19 protein-coding genes are annotated in these 15,873 nt (G+C 58.2%); 1 reads left to right on the plus strand and 18 read right to left on the minus strand.

Annotated elements, in window-relative coordinates; translation table 11 throughout:
• Positions 1-3 precede the first annotated feature (3 nt).
• The 16 genes from GO615_RS28845 to GO615_RS05945 all read right to left on the minus strand — a co-directional run bounded on the left by GO615_RS28845 (position 4) and on the right by GO615_RS05945 (position 11,418).
• Entirely contained in the window at positions 4-492 is a 489-nt protein-coding gene (locus tag GO615_RS28845) for a hypothetical protein (RefSeq protein ID WP_246262166.1), read from the minus strand.
• Between the two features lie 98 nt (positions 493-590).
• Positions 591-992 (minus strand): hypothetical protein, encoded by a 402-nt coding sequence (locus GO615_RS05875; protein WP_169126107.1) that lies wholly within the window; start codon positions 990-992, stop codon positions 591-593.
• Between the two features lie 103 nt (positions 993-1,095).
• The gene (locus tag GO615_RS05880; protein WP_169126108.1) at positions 1,096-1,545 is read right to left on the minus strand and encodes a hypothetical protein; all 450 of its coding nucleotides are present in this window, start codon (positions 1,543-1,545) and stop codon (positions 1,096-1,098) included.
• Positions 1,546-1,623: 78 nt separating this feature from the next.
• Positions 1,624-1,965, minus strand: coding sequence for a hypothetical protein (locus GO615_RS05885; RefSeq protein WP_169126109.1), 342 nt, complete (start codon positions 1,963-1,965; stop codon positions 1,624-1,626).
• A gap of 210 nt (positions 1,966-2,175) precedes the next feature.
• Positions 2,176-4,074 (minus strand): ATP-dependent helicase, encoded by a 1,899-nt coding sequence (locus GO615_RS05890; RefSeq protein ID WP_169126110.1) that lies wholly within the window; start codon positions 4,072-4,074, stop codon positions 2,176-2,178.
• Positions 4,075-4,123: 49 nt separating this feature from the next.
• Complete coding sequence (locus GO615_RS05895) at positions 4,124-4,630, minus strand: hypothetical protein (protein WP_169126111.1); 507 nt, start codon at positions 4,628-4,630, stop codon at positions 4,124-4,126.
• A gap of 165 nt (positions 4,631-4,795) precedes the next feature.
• Complete coding sequence (locus GO615_RS05900; protein WP_169126112.1) at positions 4,796-5,332, minus strand: hypothetical protein; 537 nt, start codon at positions 5,330-5,332, stop codon at positions 4,796-4,798.
• Between the two features lie 83 nt (positions 5,333-5,415).
• Positions 5,416-6,048, minus strand: coding sequence for an ATPase (locus tag GO615_RS05905; RefSeq protein WP_169126113.1), 633 nt, complete (start codon positions 6,046-6,048; stop codon positions 5,416-5,418).
• Positions 6,029-6,238: a hypothetical protein gene (locus tag GO615_RS05910; protein WP_169126114.1), complete on the minus strand. Its 210-nt coding sequence runs from the start codon at positions 6,236-6,238 to the stop codon at positions 6,029-6,031. The genes GO615_RS05905 and GO615_RS05910 overlap by 20 nt, the downstream gene beginning before the upstream one ends.
• Positions 6,239-6,366: 128 nt before the next feature.
• A complete protein-coding gene (locus GO615_RS05915; RefSeq protein ID WP_169126115.1) occupies positions 6,367-6,753 on the minus strand; it encodes a CcdB protein, toxin of addiction system in 387 nt (128 codons plus the stop codon).
• Positions 6,754-6,785: 32 nt separating this feature from the next.
• A complete protein-coding gene (locus tag GO615_RS05920) occupies positions 6,786-7,055 on the minus strand; it encodes a hypothetical protein (protein WP_169126116.1) in 270 nt (89 codons plus the stop codon).
• Between the two features lie 71 nt (positions 7,056-7,126).
• Complete coding sequence (locus GO615_RS05925) at positions 7,127-7,651, minus strand: hypothetical protein (RefSeq protein WP_169126117.1); 525 nt, start codon at positions 7,649-7,651, stop codon at positions 7,127-7,129.
• Between the two features lie 372 nt (positions 7,652-8,023).
• A complete protein-coding gene (locus GO615_RS05930) occupies positions 8,024-8,668 on the minus strand; it encodes a S1 family peptidase (protein WP_169126118.1) in 645 nt (214 codons plus the stop codon).
• A gap of 270 nt (positions 8,669-8,938) precedes the next feature.
• Positions 8,939-10,540 carry a DUF2326 domain-containing protein gene (locus tag GO615_RS05935; protein WP_169126119.1) on the minus strand — a complete coding sequence of 534 codons (1,602 nt, stop codon included), beginning with the start codon at positions 10,538-10,540 and terminating at the stop codon, positions 8,939-8,941.
• A 225-nt stretch (positions 10,541-10,765) separates the two neighbouring features.
• Positions 10,766-11,257, minus strand: a complete 492-nt coding sequence (locus GO615_RS05940) for a hypothetical protein (RefSeq protein ID WP_169126120.1) — start codon at positions 11,255-11,257, stop codon at positions 10,766-10,768.
• Positions 11,254-11,418, minus strand: a complete 165-nt coding sequence (locus GO615_RS05945; RefSeq protein ID WP_169126121.1) for a hypothetical protein — start codon at positions 11,416-11,418, stop codon at positions 11,254-11,256. Before GO615_RS05945 ends, GO615_RS05940 begins: the two co-directional genes overlap by 4 nt.
• 137 nt (positions 11,419-11,555) lie before the next feature.
• On the opposite strand from GO615_RS05945, the gene GO615_RS05950 reads away from it, so the two are divergent.
• Positions 11,556-12,578: an IS110 family RNA-guided transposase gene (locus GO615_RS05950; protein ID WP_169126122.1), complete on the plus strand. Its 1,023-nt coding sequence runs from the start codon at positions 11,556-11,558 to the stop codon at positions 12,576-12,578.
• Between the two features lie 420 nt (positions 12,579-12,998).
• Here the strand turns inward: GO615_RS05950 and GO615_RS05955 are convergent, their stop codons facing one another.
• Positions 12,999-14,069: a DUF3800 domain-containing protein gene (locus GO615_RS05955; protein ID WP_169126123.1), complete on the minus strand. Its 1,071-nt coding sequence runs from the start codon at positions 14,067-14,069 to the stop codon at positions 12,999-13,001.
• Between the two features lie 506 nt (positions 14,070-14,575).
• A complete protein-coding gene (locus GO615_RS05960) occupies positions 14,576-15,736 on the minus strand; it encodes a hypothetical protein (RefSeq protein ID WP_169126124.1) in 1,161 nt (386 codons plus the stop codon).
• Positions 15,737-15,873 lie beyond the last annotated feature (137 nt).

Raw genomic sequence — 15,873 nt, forward strand, 5'->3', positions numbered from 1 at the left:
TTCCTATGCAGCCTTCCGGTGCTGACGCCGAAGCAGGATGCGTTGCGCGATACGCTCACGCGCCGCTTCCCGCTCTTCAGCGAACGTCGGCATCATCAGCATGAGCTGGTGCCGCTCCATGCGCTCCTCTGGGGTCATGAAGTTGATCTCAGCCCCTCCGATTGCGCCAACCAGATCGGCGCTGCATTGGCTCATACGCTCCCTTGCAGCGGCCGTGATCGTGGCCAGGCGCTCCTGAATCTGCGCCGGCTCGATGACCATCCCCAATGCACGGCCGGTGGCCAGCACCTTGGGGCCATCGAACGGCCACTCGATGAGCGTGTACTCCCCGTCGCGGATCGTCAGCAGCAGGTAATCGGGTTCTTCGGCGTAACCGTCGAAGGCCGAGAAACGACACGTCACCGTGCCATCCCCGGACACCTCGACCCCACGGCTGATGTAGGTCTGCGTCGAATGCTGGGAGACGAGCTCCCTGACTTTTTCCATGTTCATGGCGAACCTCGTTTTTGAGGCCCGGTGAGGCAGCGCCCGGAGGCGCGAACCCCTCGGGCGGTGGATGTGGCCCCAACAACTGGAAGATGGTCAGGTTGTCACTTTTTTCGACGGCAGAGCAGGCGAGCGAGCATCGGGGTTCCGTAGAACACTGCAGCCGAATACAGCGCTGTGGTCACCGCCAACCCATATCGCATCGCATCTGCGCCATCCGCCAAATAGACCCCAAAACCGGACACTCCGACTAGAGCGCCCAGATACGGGATAAGGTCTCTTGCCACGTAGCGCATGCGCGTCCGACCAATCGGCCGGGCAGGAACTTCGTAGAAGGTCCATCCGCCGAACTCCGGCACGAACACGAGACCCACACTCCCGTCGGGCTCAATCGCAGTGACCGTGAACTCGTCACCGGGCTCAAAGAATCGCGACGGTTCGGCTGCCAACCCCACGAACCGCTTGGTCAGGCGGTAACGCCCGGGGAACAGGATTTTTTGCGACATGATTTTCTCCAGGTTTTGCCCGGAGGAACGTGCCGCCCCTCGGGGAGCGGTGTTCGTCCCCTTGGGCGGTTGATGTCGAACCGGTCACCCGGGTCGTGTCGTCTTACGCCGCGAGCAAGTCGGGCGCGGTTTGCGGCCAGCCGAAATACGTGAAGGCCTCAGCGATCTTGCCGCTTTTGTCCTTCTTGAGACGCTCGCGCAGGCCTTCCAGCACCTGTGCGCTGTCTCCCATCTCGAAGATCGTATCGAACTGGCGTTCGCCGAAATCGAAGACGGTGAAGAACTTGTATTTCGGGTTCGTGAAGCCGGCGAGGAAGATCCGTTCGGCACACTCGATCCGTGCCTGCAGTCCGTCCTTGCCCTCCCGATAGACCTGGTGCTGATACCAGTACAGCCAGCAGCCCAACTCAAAGTGCTCGCGGGCGATGGCTGATTCTTCGCGTTCTTCCCACGCATCGAGCGTGAGGCCTTTGCGCTGCGCGGTGGCCCGCACATCGGCGGCATCGCGTTGAAGTTGTGCGCGCTCCCGCGCACTGAGGGGGGCTCGTTTCATGGGTTACTCCAGGTGATGCCCACGGAGTGCCGCCCATGAAGGGACGACACCCCTCGGGCGATTGAGAATCGATTCTGCTCAGGCCGCTCGATGCAAGGGCACGATGCGCGGAAGATCCGCTTCGCGCGCCCATTCGAGCATGTCCTGATCGGTGGGTCGGGCCTGTCCGAGCGCACCGAGTCTTGCACGGACAAGATCGACCGTCGCCTTCGCCCGCACCCTGCGCGTGGCCGCATGACGGCTCGCCGGGGAGATACGGACTTCAACGACGGATTCCAGAAATCGCGCGGCGAACAGCCTGAACAGGCGGCGCAGCCGACCACGGTGCTGGATGGTGAGAACGGCAGCCACCAACGAGGGCGGCAAGCCTGCTGCAAGGGCCGCGCTGATCGCGGCGCCGAGGCGGGAAGTGCTTTGCATGGTTGCTCCTTGGGTGATGCGGAGCAACCGACCCGGCGCGGGCTGATTGGCCCGCGTGGGAGGATTGAAAGGCTGATTTGTGGCTCAGCTACCGTCCAGGACGCACTGCGCCCAAAGATGCCGTTACGCTATCACAACCGCCCTGCACACTCCAGCCCCGGAACTGACCCTCCGAGGCGCGACGCCACCCTGTTGCCGCGGATCCACCACTCACCATGCCGAGTACCGAAAATCGCGTCCCCTCGCGTTCTCGTCCACCACAATCTCGACAAGTCCGTCGGGCAGTTCGCTAAGAAAGTACGCATCCTCAGCTTCCGGCTCGGAACTGAAGGCTCGCACCGAGCGCGTGAGGATCAGCTCATCCTGGGCGCGAGTCATGGCAACGTAGGTCACACGACGCTCCTCCTCAATCTCGTCTTCCGAATGCAGGGCGCGCACATGGGGGTACATCCCCGGATTCATGCCCGGCATATAGCAAACCGGCTTCTCGGTGCCTTTGCTCGAATGAATCGTGATGAGCGACACTGCATCGTCCTCGTCGAGTTTCGCCACTTCGCTCAGCGTCATGGGTTCGAGCAGGTATTCCTCAATGAAACCGGAGATCGTGTCGTGCTTGCTCGCCAGCTTCTCGACGACGGCAAAATCGCGCTTGCGCTGATCCCACGCGTCGTTGCGATAACGGATCTCAAGCATGGGCGCCATGGCTTGAGCCGCCTTCTTGAAAACGGTCGCCGGGGCATCACCCCCCTGCCGCACGGCTTCGAGCAGCTTGGCCGCATCCGCGAGCGCCGTCGCGCGTTTGCGCAGATCTGCGATGCACGCTTCGAGCTTGTCCATCGTCACAAATGTGTTGGCGATGCGCTCCGCAGTAACCTCGCCGATCTTCGGATAGAGCTGCAGGAGGCGCATCCAGGCCAGATCGTCGCGATGGTTTGCCACTAGCCGCAGCACCGCAAGCACGTCGCGTACATGCGCCGATTCGAGCAGCTTCACCCCGCCGATGAAGCGGTAGGGAATCTCTTTCGCGAGCAAGGCCCGCTCGATCCCACGGCCGCCGAATGCGCTGCGGACAAGGACCATATGATCGTGCCACGCCGCCCCGCCCCGGTAGCGCTCCTGCAGATCGTCGGCGACCCAATCGGCCTCGTCCCAATCGCTCCAGAACTCGCGCAGAACGGGTTTGCACCCCTGCCCTCGCGTCGCGCGCAGCCGCTTGTTGTAGTCGATCGGGGAGCGGTCGAGTAGCCAGTTCGACAGGTCCAGTAGCTCTTGGGTGCTTCGATAATTGTCTTGCAGCTTGAGTACGGACGCCCCCGGCACGCGGGCGGTAAAGTCCAGGATGTTGCGAATGTCGGCACCACGGAAGCGGTAGATCGACTGCGCGTCGTCGCCCACGCAAAAGAGGCGAGCCGGATCGCGCAACTGGTCGAGGAGCCTCCATTGAAGTGGATTCGAATCCTGCATTTCATCGACTAGCAATTCGTCGATCTGGCGCTTCACGAGCTCACGGATTTTCGCATCGCGCTCGAGCGCACTGGCGACGATATGCAGGATGTCGTCGTAGTCCAGATACCCGCGCTCCTTTTTGCGCTGCTCGTACGCTTTGCAGAGGGTGATGACCGCATCGACATCCACTTCGAGCTCTTGCCGCGCACACGCCTCCGCGATCGACACGGACACATTGCGCGCGAAGCTATACACCTTGACGACTTCTGCCGCCTTGGGCAAGGACTTGTCCCGCAAGGATGCGCGCACGAGCTTGAAGAGCGCGTTCACGTCATCCGGATCGATCACGGTCGCATTCTTGGTGCCGAAGGCGTCTCCGTAGCGGCGCAGCAGTGTCATGCAGAAGGCGTGGAAGGTCGAGGCACGCAGACCTTCGGCCATCTTGCCGAGCTGATGCTGCACGCGCTCGACAATCTCGCGCGCCGCACGCCGAGTGAATGTGATGACGACGATGCGCGGCGCGGGCGTGCCGGTGCTGATGAGGTGCGCTACGCGGGCAATTATCGTGCGGGTTTTCCCCGTGCCGGCCCCCGCGAGAACGAGGCAGTGGCCGCCGTCATGCGTCGCCGCGCGCTCTTGGCTTGGGTTGAGGCCGTCAATCATGAGAACACCTCCGAATGCAGTATCGTTGCGATGCCCGCGCAGCGTCCGTTTAGGCGAAGACCTTCTGGTATTCCGTCTCGGACAGATTCGCCAGTTGCCCGAAATAGCTTCGGCGCGAGGATTCATTGAGGGGCACTGCCGTCGCCGCCACGTTCAGCAGCGCCTGCGCCGCTTCATTGGGCGGCAGCGACGAGGTGAAGGGGGCGCGTTCGGTTGCTACAAACGCCTTGCCGCTGGCTACCGCAGCATCGAGCAGCGACTTCACTTCGTCGTAGCGCGGCTTGCGCTGTGCGGTCAGGAAGAGTCCGTCGAACACGACGTGCACCGGCTTGGCGCCGGTCACACGGATTTCGGCCAGCGCCGCCACCAGCGGCAGGTTCGTGGTCGGGCCATCGGTGCGGGGATCGTAGAGGCCTTCGTCGTGCTCGGGCGACGCGAAAAGCGTCACGCGGCTCGTTTGGGTATCCCCAAGCACATCCAGAATGGTGCCCAGGTTGCGACTGGTGGAGGTGCTGTCGTCGTAGCGTTGCGCGAACAGGTTGGCGGATTGCGTCATCGAAAATCCTTTAAGGTTGCTGCCCTGGATATGAGCATCGCTTAGACGATATACCACTTTGCATCGAGTTCAAGCTCCCAAAAACAAAACCCCGCCCAGCGCATGATGCGCCAGACGGGGTTCGGTGTTGAATGGTCGGCAGCAGGTTTCCCCGCTATCTTTTGGTCACGACTGACCCAGCACGTAGAAATCGACTTCCATCTCCTTCAGCGAGCCATACGTCAGGTCGCCGTCGGTGTAGTCGCCCTCCTCCGTCCGTGTCAGACGATAGCCGTCTTCCGTGCGGACGATGGACCCGGCAGGAAGATTTCCCTCCACCCAGAACCGCGCCGCCGCCTTGCAGTGCTCATCGAACGCGTGACTTGCATCTGGCCAGAGGTCGCCAGAGGTAATCGTCGGATACGACTCCGCGATTGCCTGCCAGAAGGCCTGCTGCGCCTTCTCGACGATCTGCTCGAACGACTGCGGGGCGTCTGCCTCGACTACCTCGGAGGACTCTTCCCCGCCTTCGTCGGCGCCGGCGGGCATTTCTGCCGTCGACACGTTCTCGGTCACGTCGAAGTAGAAGGCGCCCGACTCGTTGCGATCGCCACCGGAAAGATTTCCGGCCTCGATACGCCGCATTGCTTCCTCAACAGCCATGTCGACGGCCCCCTCTTCCGAGCCACTGGCGACGATCACGATCTTTTTGACTTGCTGCATGTTGGCTTCTCCAGAGTTGAGCCCGGAGAGCTCCGCCCAAGGGGCGAAACCCCTCGGGCGGTTGGTATTGCGCCAGGACGGCGCTAGATTTTCAGCCGTTTGCCGAGACGACGTGTCCAGCTGGGCAACTGATCTTCGGGCACTCGCATCACGAGCGCCCCTTTTTGCATGACGGCCACGGCGACGGCACCCGCTTCCGGACTGCTGTTGTCGAACAGAACCGCCTCGTCGACCATCGGCAGGATCACCGGCAAGGCTTCGTCCATGACCTTGTGGTAACGGGCAATGACCTTGCTCGGCTCGACCGCATGGCCTCCGGCCTGCACTCGTTCGGACACCCGCGCGACGTTGATCGCTGGATGCGCCGTCGTGACGAAAATCAGTACGATCCGGTAGCCCTGCGCCTTCGCTTCCGTCAGGAAACGACGCCAACGCTCCAGATCGGACATGACCGTCTCGGCCACGAAGGAAATTCGCTGTGACACGAGTGCCCAGCGCATATCCTCCGCAGAGCGCGCAGCTTCCCACTGTGTCTCCACGCTCGGGCTCGCTTCGCCCTTGCGCTTGGCAAAGGCGAGCGCGATCTCGTCGGCATTGACCAGCACACCGAGATTGCTCCCGACGTGGAGACCACTAACGATAGTCGTCTTGCCGGAGCCATTTGGTCCGGCCACCAAGGTAAGGGTGGGGGGTGTCTTACGATGCGCCGCGGACATTGCCCCCTCCCTCTTCGCTCACAATCGGCGAGAGAGGAAGAGCGCCCGGCCCATATTCGACGACTTGGCCATCCTTCCACCCGGCGACAGTGCGCCCTGCCGCGACGGCATCGCGTGCCGCCTTTTGGGTCGCGCGCTTGGCGCTCCCGATGATGGCATCGAGGGGAAGATTGGCAACGTGCTTCTTCATGCCCCTCACCCTAGACTCACCGCAAAACTGAGTCAACATTGACATCTCCAGAGTTGAGCCCGGAGAGCGCCGCCCGAAGGGGGCGGAACCCCTCGGGCGGTTGTTGTGCCGGTTGCCCGGCTTTCGTATTACATGAGGCCTGCTTCGACCGCTGCGCGCTGGAGGCGCACGAGTGCATTGCGTGGCAATGCGCCCGCCACCTCGACTTGGCCGCCGGCCGCGAATCTCGCGAGCGGAAGCCACATCCGGCGTTCAAGGCAGAACTTCGTGGACTTGCGCAGGAACGGTGCTTCTTTGACAGTCAGCACAAATTCGCCACGCCCTTGGCGCTCGGTATGTTGAGACGTGCCATATGCGACCAGCACCTCCGGGCTGCCGTTGCGTCCCTCGTCGGACATCTCAAGCACGAGGCAAGGACGTCCTGCTTTGCCGCACTCGTCGGCGAACACATGCTCCATCTCGGGGAAACGACCCCAAATGATTTGCCCCGCTTGAGGGGGCGATGAGGTTTGCATTTCTTCCTCCTCGCCCCATGTAACGGGGACGGTTAGATTTTCTTCGTTCCGAAATGGCCCTCGAACAAGTCCGAGAGGTTTTTCGGCGCGAAGTCCTCGGGCGGCTCGGCTGCGGGGATCCGCATGTCGATGTACGCCGCGATCGCGCGGTGGATGAGGATTTCCGGGGAAACCCCATCCTGCTCGGCGAGTTGCTGAAGGCTGCGATTTACGTGGCCTTCGTCGTCGTAGGTAATCTGGAATGTCGGCATGATGTTTCGGCCCTCCTGATTCCAGACTACCCGGTTCGGCGCATGATTCAAGTTGATCACCTCCTTTTGTGGATTGTGCAATCCACGTTCAGCCGCCCCCCCGAAGGGCAAGCGGCGTGGTTTCAGAACAGATCGCCCTGGCGCGCGGCCACGGCTTTTTCGAGCTTCTGCGCGTCGTACTTGGCGAGCGCGGCTTCACTCATGAATGCTTGCAGAACTTCCCGCGGCACCTCGTCGGTCGTCAGCGCAAAGGTCTTCACCGCCTCGATGTCCGCATCCGGGCCGTTGAGGTTGAGCATTCCCTTCCAGTACGACCGCTTGAGTGCCTGGTCGTGGCGTCGGACTTGTCCGGCCCCGATCTTCATGAACCCGTACTGCGCATAGGTTCGGTAGGTCGTTCCGCAGCCGCCCTTGCGAGGCAGGTGCGTGTTGCACATCTGTGGACATAGCCTGAATCCACCGTGTTTACAGGGCTTTCGACCTCGCCCGCAAATGTCCACGGTTTCAGGCGCGTTTTGGTCATTTTTTTCTTCAATGTCCACACCTACTGACAACGCAGAAGGATCAGGCAGTCGGACGACGTGACGACGAGGGTCGATGATCATGATCACCGGCAGCACCCAACACGTGCCGTTCCCATCCAGCATGGCTGCCGCTCAACCGGTGGCTCTAGTCTGAAACGTGTCGGAAAGCCGAAGTGAACTCATCGGCCTGACCCATTAGTCGGCCTGCGCCAAAGTGAGCGGCAGCTGTGCATACCCACAACTGCCGCAGGGCGCTCAGCCCCGTCGAAACGGAAGGTCTCCCCTCATCGGACTGCCGGTATCGACCCAATGCGGACGTAGTGAGTTTGAAGAAACGGCCGTTCAGGCGCGAGCAGCGCGCCGACGCCGCGCTGCTTCCGTGCGTAGGCTCAGGCAACTGCCGAAATAGTTTGGCTGAGATTACCTCTTGTGCTCTCGCGGAGGCAATGAGCGGAAACTCGAAACGCTCTTGAGGTTTGCTTCTCAGATATATTCTCAACCAGCGGTTAAATATGGCTGTATGAAGGATGCCGGAATAGAAAGGCATTGATTCTGGTATCTGAAAACACCCCAATTCAGTCCTACGAGCTCACCTTTCACATTCACTACCGGACCGCCGGACGATCCCGGAGCACAAAATGCAGCCAAAAGAATGGACTTGCCAGCGTCCGTATCGACGAGCCCCTTGATTGTCCCTTGACCCACGACAGGCAAACCCGCTGGATAACCAAAGATCCAGACATTCTGCCCTTCCTGAATATCAGCGCTGAGCCGAACGGGGGTGCCAGCGAAGCCGCCAACAAGAATGCATGCGTCATGCTTACCAAGATTATAGTGCTTGGTCACGTAAAACTGCTGGCCAGTTTTACGATGAACTACCTGAGGCCAACCTGGGTGGCTTTTCAAGACATGGCAGTTGGTAAGAATCTTGTCTTGAGCGACAAGAACCCCGGTTCCAAATCCTATCTGTTTGCTCTTTGGGTAGGGAACCTCAACTCTATAAATTGCTGACTCTACGGTGTATGGATTGGAATCGGCCGCCGCCACAGATGCACCGCACGCCAGAAAGCTTGTTAGGATTTTTTTCATGATGTGAATATAGTGGCGAACAGTAGGAGAGTTCAACCGCAGCGAAGTCATGTGGATTGCAGCTCTTCGAAAGCGTGGAGGAACATGCGGATGACCGCGCCGCAGAAAGATTCACGCCGACAGCTTCTGGCGGGGGCGCCTCGCTGGCCTGACTTGAGCGGCGCCCCTCTCCGTCTACGACGGTCTTGAACCGACCCCAAGCGGACGGTCGAGTCCTGCGAAAGCGGACCCTTAACGTGGAAATCACCGGACAGCAAAAGCACAGCTTTTGTCGGTCCGGTACGTCGAGGGGTTAGCCCTCAGTGGATGCAGGTTGCTGGATCAGAAGCTCTTTCCGAGGAGTAGTTCCTTCTCGGAGCGGTCGCTCAGAACAATTACGATGTCGTCGTCTGCAACGGAATCCGGCAAATCGTCGCTAATCGCAGTCATGATGTACTGAAAATTATACTGCGTGGATCTTGCCTTCATTGCTTCGATGAACTTTTTCTTGATGTTTCTATCTGCATTGTCAATTACGCCGTCGTGAATGATGAATCCCGAGTCGTTGTTGTTGACAATTCGCAGAGCTACATCAAAGGCTGCGCATGAGATCTTCTTGGCCATCTCGCCCTTTAGTTCTTGAGATGGGCTTCTGTCGCGCCAAGAGATCGTTCTGAAGTCAAGATTGCCAGTTGAATTCTTCTCGATCACGATCTCAGAATCTATATCCATGACTTCGGCCATAATCTCTCGGTAATGACTCTTGATCTCTCGAAAGGTTGAGTCGTTTTCGTCAATTTCTGAAGCGACTTTGGCGGCCAGTGTCAGTTGCTGAGTCCTCAAGAGAGTGCGTTCAGCAGTTGCTGTTTGAATTGACTCTTTGTAAACGTCCTGCTTCAGAAGCGACAATTCGGTCTCGGTTTCCGCCAGCTGGGTTGAGAGCTTGCGGTAAATCTCAATGGATCCGCGCGTTACGATCAGTTGAAGGTACTGGGCGCGCTTCTCGTTGAGAATCGAAATTTCTTCCTCTAGAGAGGCTACGCGTTCCAGTAGCCTCTTCTTCATGGCGCTTAATGCGGTGGTGCGGTTCTGGGTCACCTGCAGGAAGAACTCCTCGACATCAGATAGATCACGCTTCAATTGGTCGCCGAAGTAGATGCTCAGGTCGGCATAGATTTGTTCTATCCGTTCAGGCGAGAACTCGACAAAAGCGGTGTTACGAATAGCCTCGGTGACCGCTGACAACTCCTTGCGCTGGACGAACAACTCGCGCTTGGCCGACAAGAGTCGCGCGTCAATCTCGGAGGCGAGTTGGGTTGACGTCGAGTCTTCGATACTTCCGAAGTTGAGATCGCTGATAGCGCTCAGCAACTCTTCTCGGCGGCCTTCGAGTCTCGAAATCTCTTCTGTTCTGCCTTCTCGCTTCATTCCGCTACTGGCTGCTATTTCAATGAACTTGTCGTAGTCTTGAATTGTGGACTCGATCTCATACTTTTCAATAAGGGGGCGTTCGTTGAAGCCCATGAGCCGGAGAAGAAGGGGTTTCCAGCTGAGGTCCTTTCCTCGGATCGAAACCTTTCTGAACTCATCCTTGTAGTCATCTTGGAATCGAATGAAGTACTCGTACGCTTGCTTGATTTCAGTGGAAAATGCTGCCTTCTTTTTTTTCGAGTAATCAGCTACGACCAGTTGCTTCTCGCGATTGATGCGAAGTTCGACCGTAAAGACTGGGTTGTGAAAGTTCTCCTTTATCGCCTTGATACGCTCCGAATCCCGGGAGCCAAAGAGTATGTGATCAATGAGTTCAATGAGCGTGGTCTTGCCAAGGTTGTGGCTTTTGCCTTCGCCTCGACTCTTGGCAACGCCTAGAACAATCGAGAAGTTCTTGTTGAACTCGACCGTTCTAAACGATGGAATATCGGATGAGATTCTACGAATCTTCATCGTAGACCACGCGATCTGTTTGGGGATCGAAGGACACTTTGCCGAGCGCAAATAGCAGAATTAGGCTTTCGGTAAAAGTGGTTCTGATTCCGGGCGTAGCTTCGGAGCAGTATCGCTTCTGAAGCGCCAGTAGCGACTCCGACTTCTGATTCCGTAGATGAAGTCCAATTCGGGTGGCTAGGAACAGGGAGCTGTTCTGCGGTGTGCTGAACTGACCAATGCGGATCATGGGGTTAGTCCTAACTGGCAACTAAGGTACATGTAATGCATCAGATGAACTAGCACGTGCGCTTCATCAAGGTTGGCGCCCGTGTTTTCACAGTAAATGCCTATCGCATGAATCTTGAATCCAGGGAAGTCCTTCTGAAACTTCGCTAAGTAGAGCTGATTCAATATGTAGGCGGCTTTCGCGTAGTCCGATGCTATGCCGCCTTCGGCATCAGATCGGATTGAGTCGGTTATCTCATCCCATAGAGAGTACGTTTCCTCAATTTGGATCGAGTTAGCCGCATCAATGGCATTGATTTCGTTCTTGGCCGAGATGTTCGGTGGGCGCAAACGGCCAGCGGAAGTGGTCAGAAAGTCAAGGTGCGCGATCTTCTTAAGGATCTGCGAAATGTTGCTTGCGCAGATGTCTACGGGGTCGAAAGGTCGATTGAAGACCTTGGTCACCTGTGAGTTGTGGCTTCCGATCGCAGTTTGCTTGATCGGGATCATTGCTTGATGTTCTGGTTGTTGCCCGTACCGCTTGCGCGTTGAGCAGCATTCTTGCTTGAGTTGCTGCTCAGATAAATATTGATTCGCACGAGGATTCCGGTGGCGCACAGAGCGGTGATGATGGTCGCGATGTCTGCAACGATGGAAAGGAGTTCTCGCATTGCGATCCCTGGTTGGTTGATTGGGCAGTAGGTTGATTCTGGGGGCTAACGAATGAAATGGACTCCCCCTGCACCTGCGGCATCCGTGTGCCAGATTGGGATTGCGAAAGTCTCAATCACGGTGAGGAGGAGTCGAAATGAACGTTACCACTGTCGGTATCGACCTGGCGAAGAATGTATTCAGTGTGCATGGAGTCAGGAGGGATGGCAAGGTGCTGCTCAGACGAAGCGTGGGACGGGCCGATCTGCTGCCGATGTTCGCTCAGATGCCGCCCTGCCTGATCGGCATGGAGGCCTGTTCGGGCGCGCACCATTTCGCTCGCGAGTTGCGCCGGCTCGGTCATGACGCGCGGATCATGGCACCGCGCTTTGTGGCGCCGTACCGCAAGAGCGGGAAGAACGACGGCAACGACGCCGAGGCGATTTGCGAAGCAGTTGGGCGGCCGAACATGCGCTTCGTCGCGGTGAAATCGGTCGAGCAACAGGCCGTATTGATGCTGCATCGCGTGCGCAAGGAAGTTTCCGACCAGCGCACGGCACTCATCAACCAGCTGCGGGGAATGTTGTGCGAATTCGGTGTGGTGCTGCCGCGTGGGCGCTACAGCTTCCGCCACAAGCTGGCGCCGGCGCTCGAAGACACTGGCAACGCCATCCCCGAACTGGCACGACGCCTGTTCCGCGAGGTCAATGAGCGCATTCGCGCGCTTGACGAACAGATTCTCGCCTACGATCGCGAACTCGAAGCGCTCGCGCGCCACAGCGAAGCCGCCCAGCGGCTGATGGAAATGCCTGGCGTCGGGTCAATCACCGCCACCGCCATTGTCGCGAGCGTGGCCGACATGAAGGTGTTCAAGAGCGGACGCGAATTCGCCGCGTGGCTCGGTCTCGTGCCGCGCCAATACTCCACCGGCGGCAAGATGCGCCTGGGGCGCATCACCAAACAGGGCGACGTGTATTTGCGCACGCTGCTGATTCACGGCACCCGTGCGGTACTCGCCGCGCTCGGCACCAAGGACGACCGGTTGAGCAACTGGATTCGATCGCTGATCGAGCGGCGCGGCTACCGTAAGGCAGCGGTAGCGCTCGCGGCCAAACATGCACGGATGATCTGGGCGATGCTCGCCAAGGGCGAGCCGTATCGGCGCGCGAGCGCCGTCTAGTCTGCAAGGAAAGGCAAGGCGTTTTACTTCCTCACGCTGCGAGGACTTCGTTGATGCGATGACGGTTCAAACCGACGCGGGCGACCCTGGTTAATTCAAAGGCGGCGACGCCAGACCGACTAACGAATGAGGGCCCCGCGCGGCGCATTGTCATCAGGGCCAGAGCGCGTGTCGCTCACCAACAGGCCGTATGTAGAGCTGCAGTTTGTCCCGACTCGAATCGACGAATGAACGAACGACGCGCGAGGAATAAGGAGCGAGGAAATGCGGTGCACCTAGAAAATCCCGGTTGAAATCCGGGGGAGTCCATGTAGTAGAAATAACCGGCGCTGCGCCGCCCTTTGGCGCAGCGTCCAGCGACCGAAGGGAGCGAGGTTAATTGCCAAGTTAGACAAAACGCTCCGCCTGACAATGCGAACCCTAGGTTTTCCTTCCGGCAAGAGCCTTCGCGATGTGGTCAGGTGCGTTGATACCCCCAATTTCGTCCGTACCGAGTGCCTCCGGCGTAACGTCGGTTGATGGCCAAAGTGCGTCAAACACAAACCGTTGAATACCTGCAGAATCCAACGCTTGAGCAAATTCATCTTCTTCCCCTCGCGCCATCGCGGCAGCCCAATACGAAGTTGCTCCCGCGATGAGGTCTGCCAATTGCAGAGCCGGATGTGACACCGAGTCCGCAAAGGTAATTCCCGTAGCCTTCAGTGGGAACTCAAATTTTCTCCGGTCGTATCCAATGACGGTTGGTTCGATTGAACGATCCATCATCGCCTCAAAGGTAGCCCTTTCTGCGGCCATAGGCTTCGAGTCGTCATGGACTACATGGAACGATTCGGCGTACTTCGTCCCCCAAACTGTGCAGAGCGAGAAGAACGATGGAATAGCTGGGTCCAGCGCGAGGTAGTTCACCCCATCGAGAATTTCATCAATACATCGCTCAGCATAGATGTATGGTGCAAACGATGACTTGTGGTCCTCATTGGAGCATCGCTCGTACATTTCACGGGCGGCCAAGAAAAAACGCGACTTGGTGTCAGGAGAAGGACGACGCACCATTTCGACGAATGATTCAAGGAATTCATCGAACGGTGCTGTACCGCAGAATACAGGGGAGGCAAAGTAGTGCACGTTCGCCAACGCAAGGTTTGCGCCTCGCTCATACAGGTCAATACCTGAGGCATGCGCAAGGGTCTCTTCAATAATATCCACAAATTTGGTGACAACCATGAACCGCTTATGCATCACGATCGACTTGACCCGAGTTAAATCAAGTTGCTCGGCTCTGATGAGATCCAAGAGGCGTCGACGTCCGGAATCAGACTTCCGAAGCGATGTGAACTTTGCCTCACGAGCTTGTGGAGTGCTGACCAAGGCGAGCAAGTTTCCCGCCTCCTGATCCGTCATGTCGGTAGACGCCAGTACAAAGACCGGTTGCGCCTGGTCGGTTAAGGCTGCGCCCGTATTTCCAGCTTCGTCGAAATAGATGGTCGGCATATCGGTGTGGCGTCAGCAAGTCAAACTTTGTTTTAGGGCGACAGTTTACCGGATAACATCGGGATGCCGCATAACACGGCCCGCAAGCCAATGTTTAAAAACGCAAACTATACGAATATGAAAATAACACGACACGATGTGCAACATCCGACCGCATAGTTGGATGACCACATCGATGTAACATGTAGGCGTAGAGCATACAGCCTCGCCCGAATGACCGCTATCCGGATCGGGTGCCGACGGGCAGCTCGTGGCCGATAGCACGTAATGGGTATCTTCCCGCATACCTGCCGGCCGTGTTGGGCCAAGAATCAGGCTCCGATACTCGGACTTTCTGGGTGAGGACATGGGCTCGTGTCCGCTGCTGAAGGTGCTGGACACGCCGAGGGATGACGCCGAGGCACGGCCTTGTCAGGTTTTCGGCGAGGAACTGGCGTAGGCCGTCAGTAACATGAGATTCCGCACGTGAGCACCTTTCCTACTGCGAGTGTTCTACGCGCCTACTATCACGGGGATGCACGCAAGGGCTCGCTGAAGCCCATTTCGCCGACCCCCAAGAATACGTCATAGAGAACGTAGCTAAGTTGTGAGCGTGGCCGACGTCCGTTTCGGAAGCCGGATTTGATGGTCCGCCCCTCAGCTCGGGCTCTGTCCGCCCACCGCTGGCACGCGCCGATAAAATAGTTCGTGCCATGACGCCGACTTGAATTCGTGCGTGCGATGAAGTCGATGCTAGCCATCGCGCCAGACCAGATGATGCGAAAGCACTGTGACACGGAAAAGTCGGTGAGCAGGTTCTTGAACAGCGCCTCGGCAGCAAGATGCCCGGCCGCAGGCAGTCCGCGTTCCGTCAGACAAAGATCCGCAAATTCGCGGCACTCGGCAACAGCAAGGGCGAGTTGCAGCTCAGGTAAGCCGTTGTACCACGCTGCAGGCCACTCACCGAATTGGCACAGCTCCTCAAGGCGCTGTACAAGCAACATCGGCGACACTGCCAGGATTCGCCAGTGAACGCGATCCATGAAGGCCTGCATCGGAGTTCTTGTTGTCTCAAACGCATCGATGGGTGAGTCGAGCGCAGGCGCGATCAGCCCAGATGAGATCAACGCGGCGACAAGATGACCGCCTATGAGCCCTTCGGGCGCAAACGGGATCCCGGAAGCATCGATGCGTCCAATGACCGTATCAGATACCCAACCTCCACATCGCACCAAAGCGAGCAGGGCGACGGCGTTATCAACCGAAAGATCCTCGGGGTTACACTGGACTTCGCCGTAGCTCCACTGTCCTTTGCAATACGCTTCCCGCGCCTTGTGTTCCCGCGTGACTTCCGCGTGTGCCTGCTGCCGTTTCTTCGCTTGGCAGGCATCGCATCGACAGGCCCCCTTCACACGGTGATGACACGCGGAACAGCGTATGGCATCCATTCCATGGCTCAACGCCACACCCACGCGGCGCATCTGAATTAATGGGGCACCGCAGGCCTCACACCGGTGATCAGCAAGAAGTCTGGGCGGAACCAATCGGTACAGCTGGTTCGGTGAGCACTGAAGCCGAAATTCTTGCACCAAATCGCCTGCGCGATCGCCAGCGAAGTACCGCTCAGCAAGGACGGCAAGATCTGCTTCGCCGAGATGGGCGAGCCGAGGGTCGATCACAAACTTCATGGTTCGCAGCTGTCGTTTTCCGCTAAAGGCTGGACTTGAAAACACCCGGATTTCATGGTTCAAGCCTGTTGCAGCATATTCTGATTTCCGTTAATTCCTGGAATCAGGGCGAAATTTCCGTTAAAGTTGGACTGAGT

Origin of the sequence: Aromatoleum evansii (assembly GCF_012910805.1) — a bacterium.
Classification (GTDB): Bacteria; Pseudomonadota; Gammaproteobacteria; order Burkholderiales; family Rhodocyclaceae; genus Aromatoleum; species Aromatoleum evansii.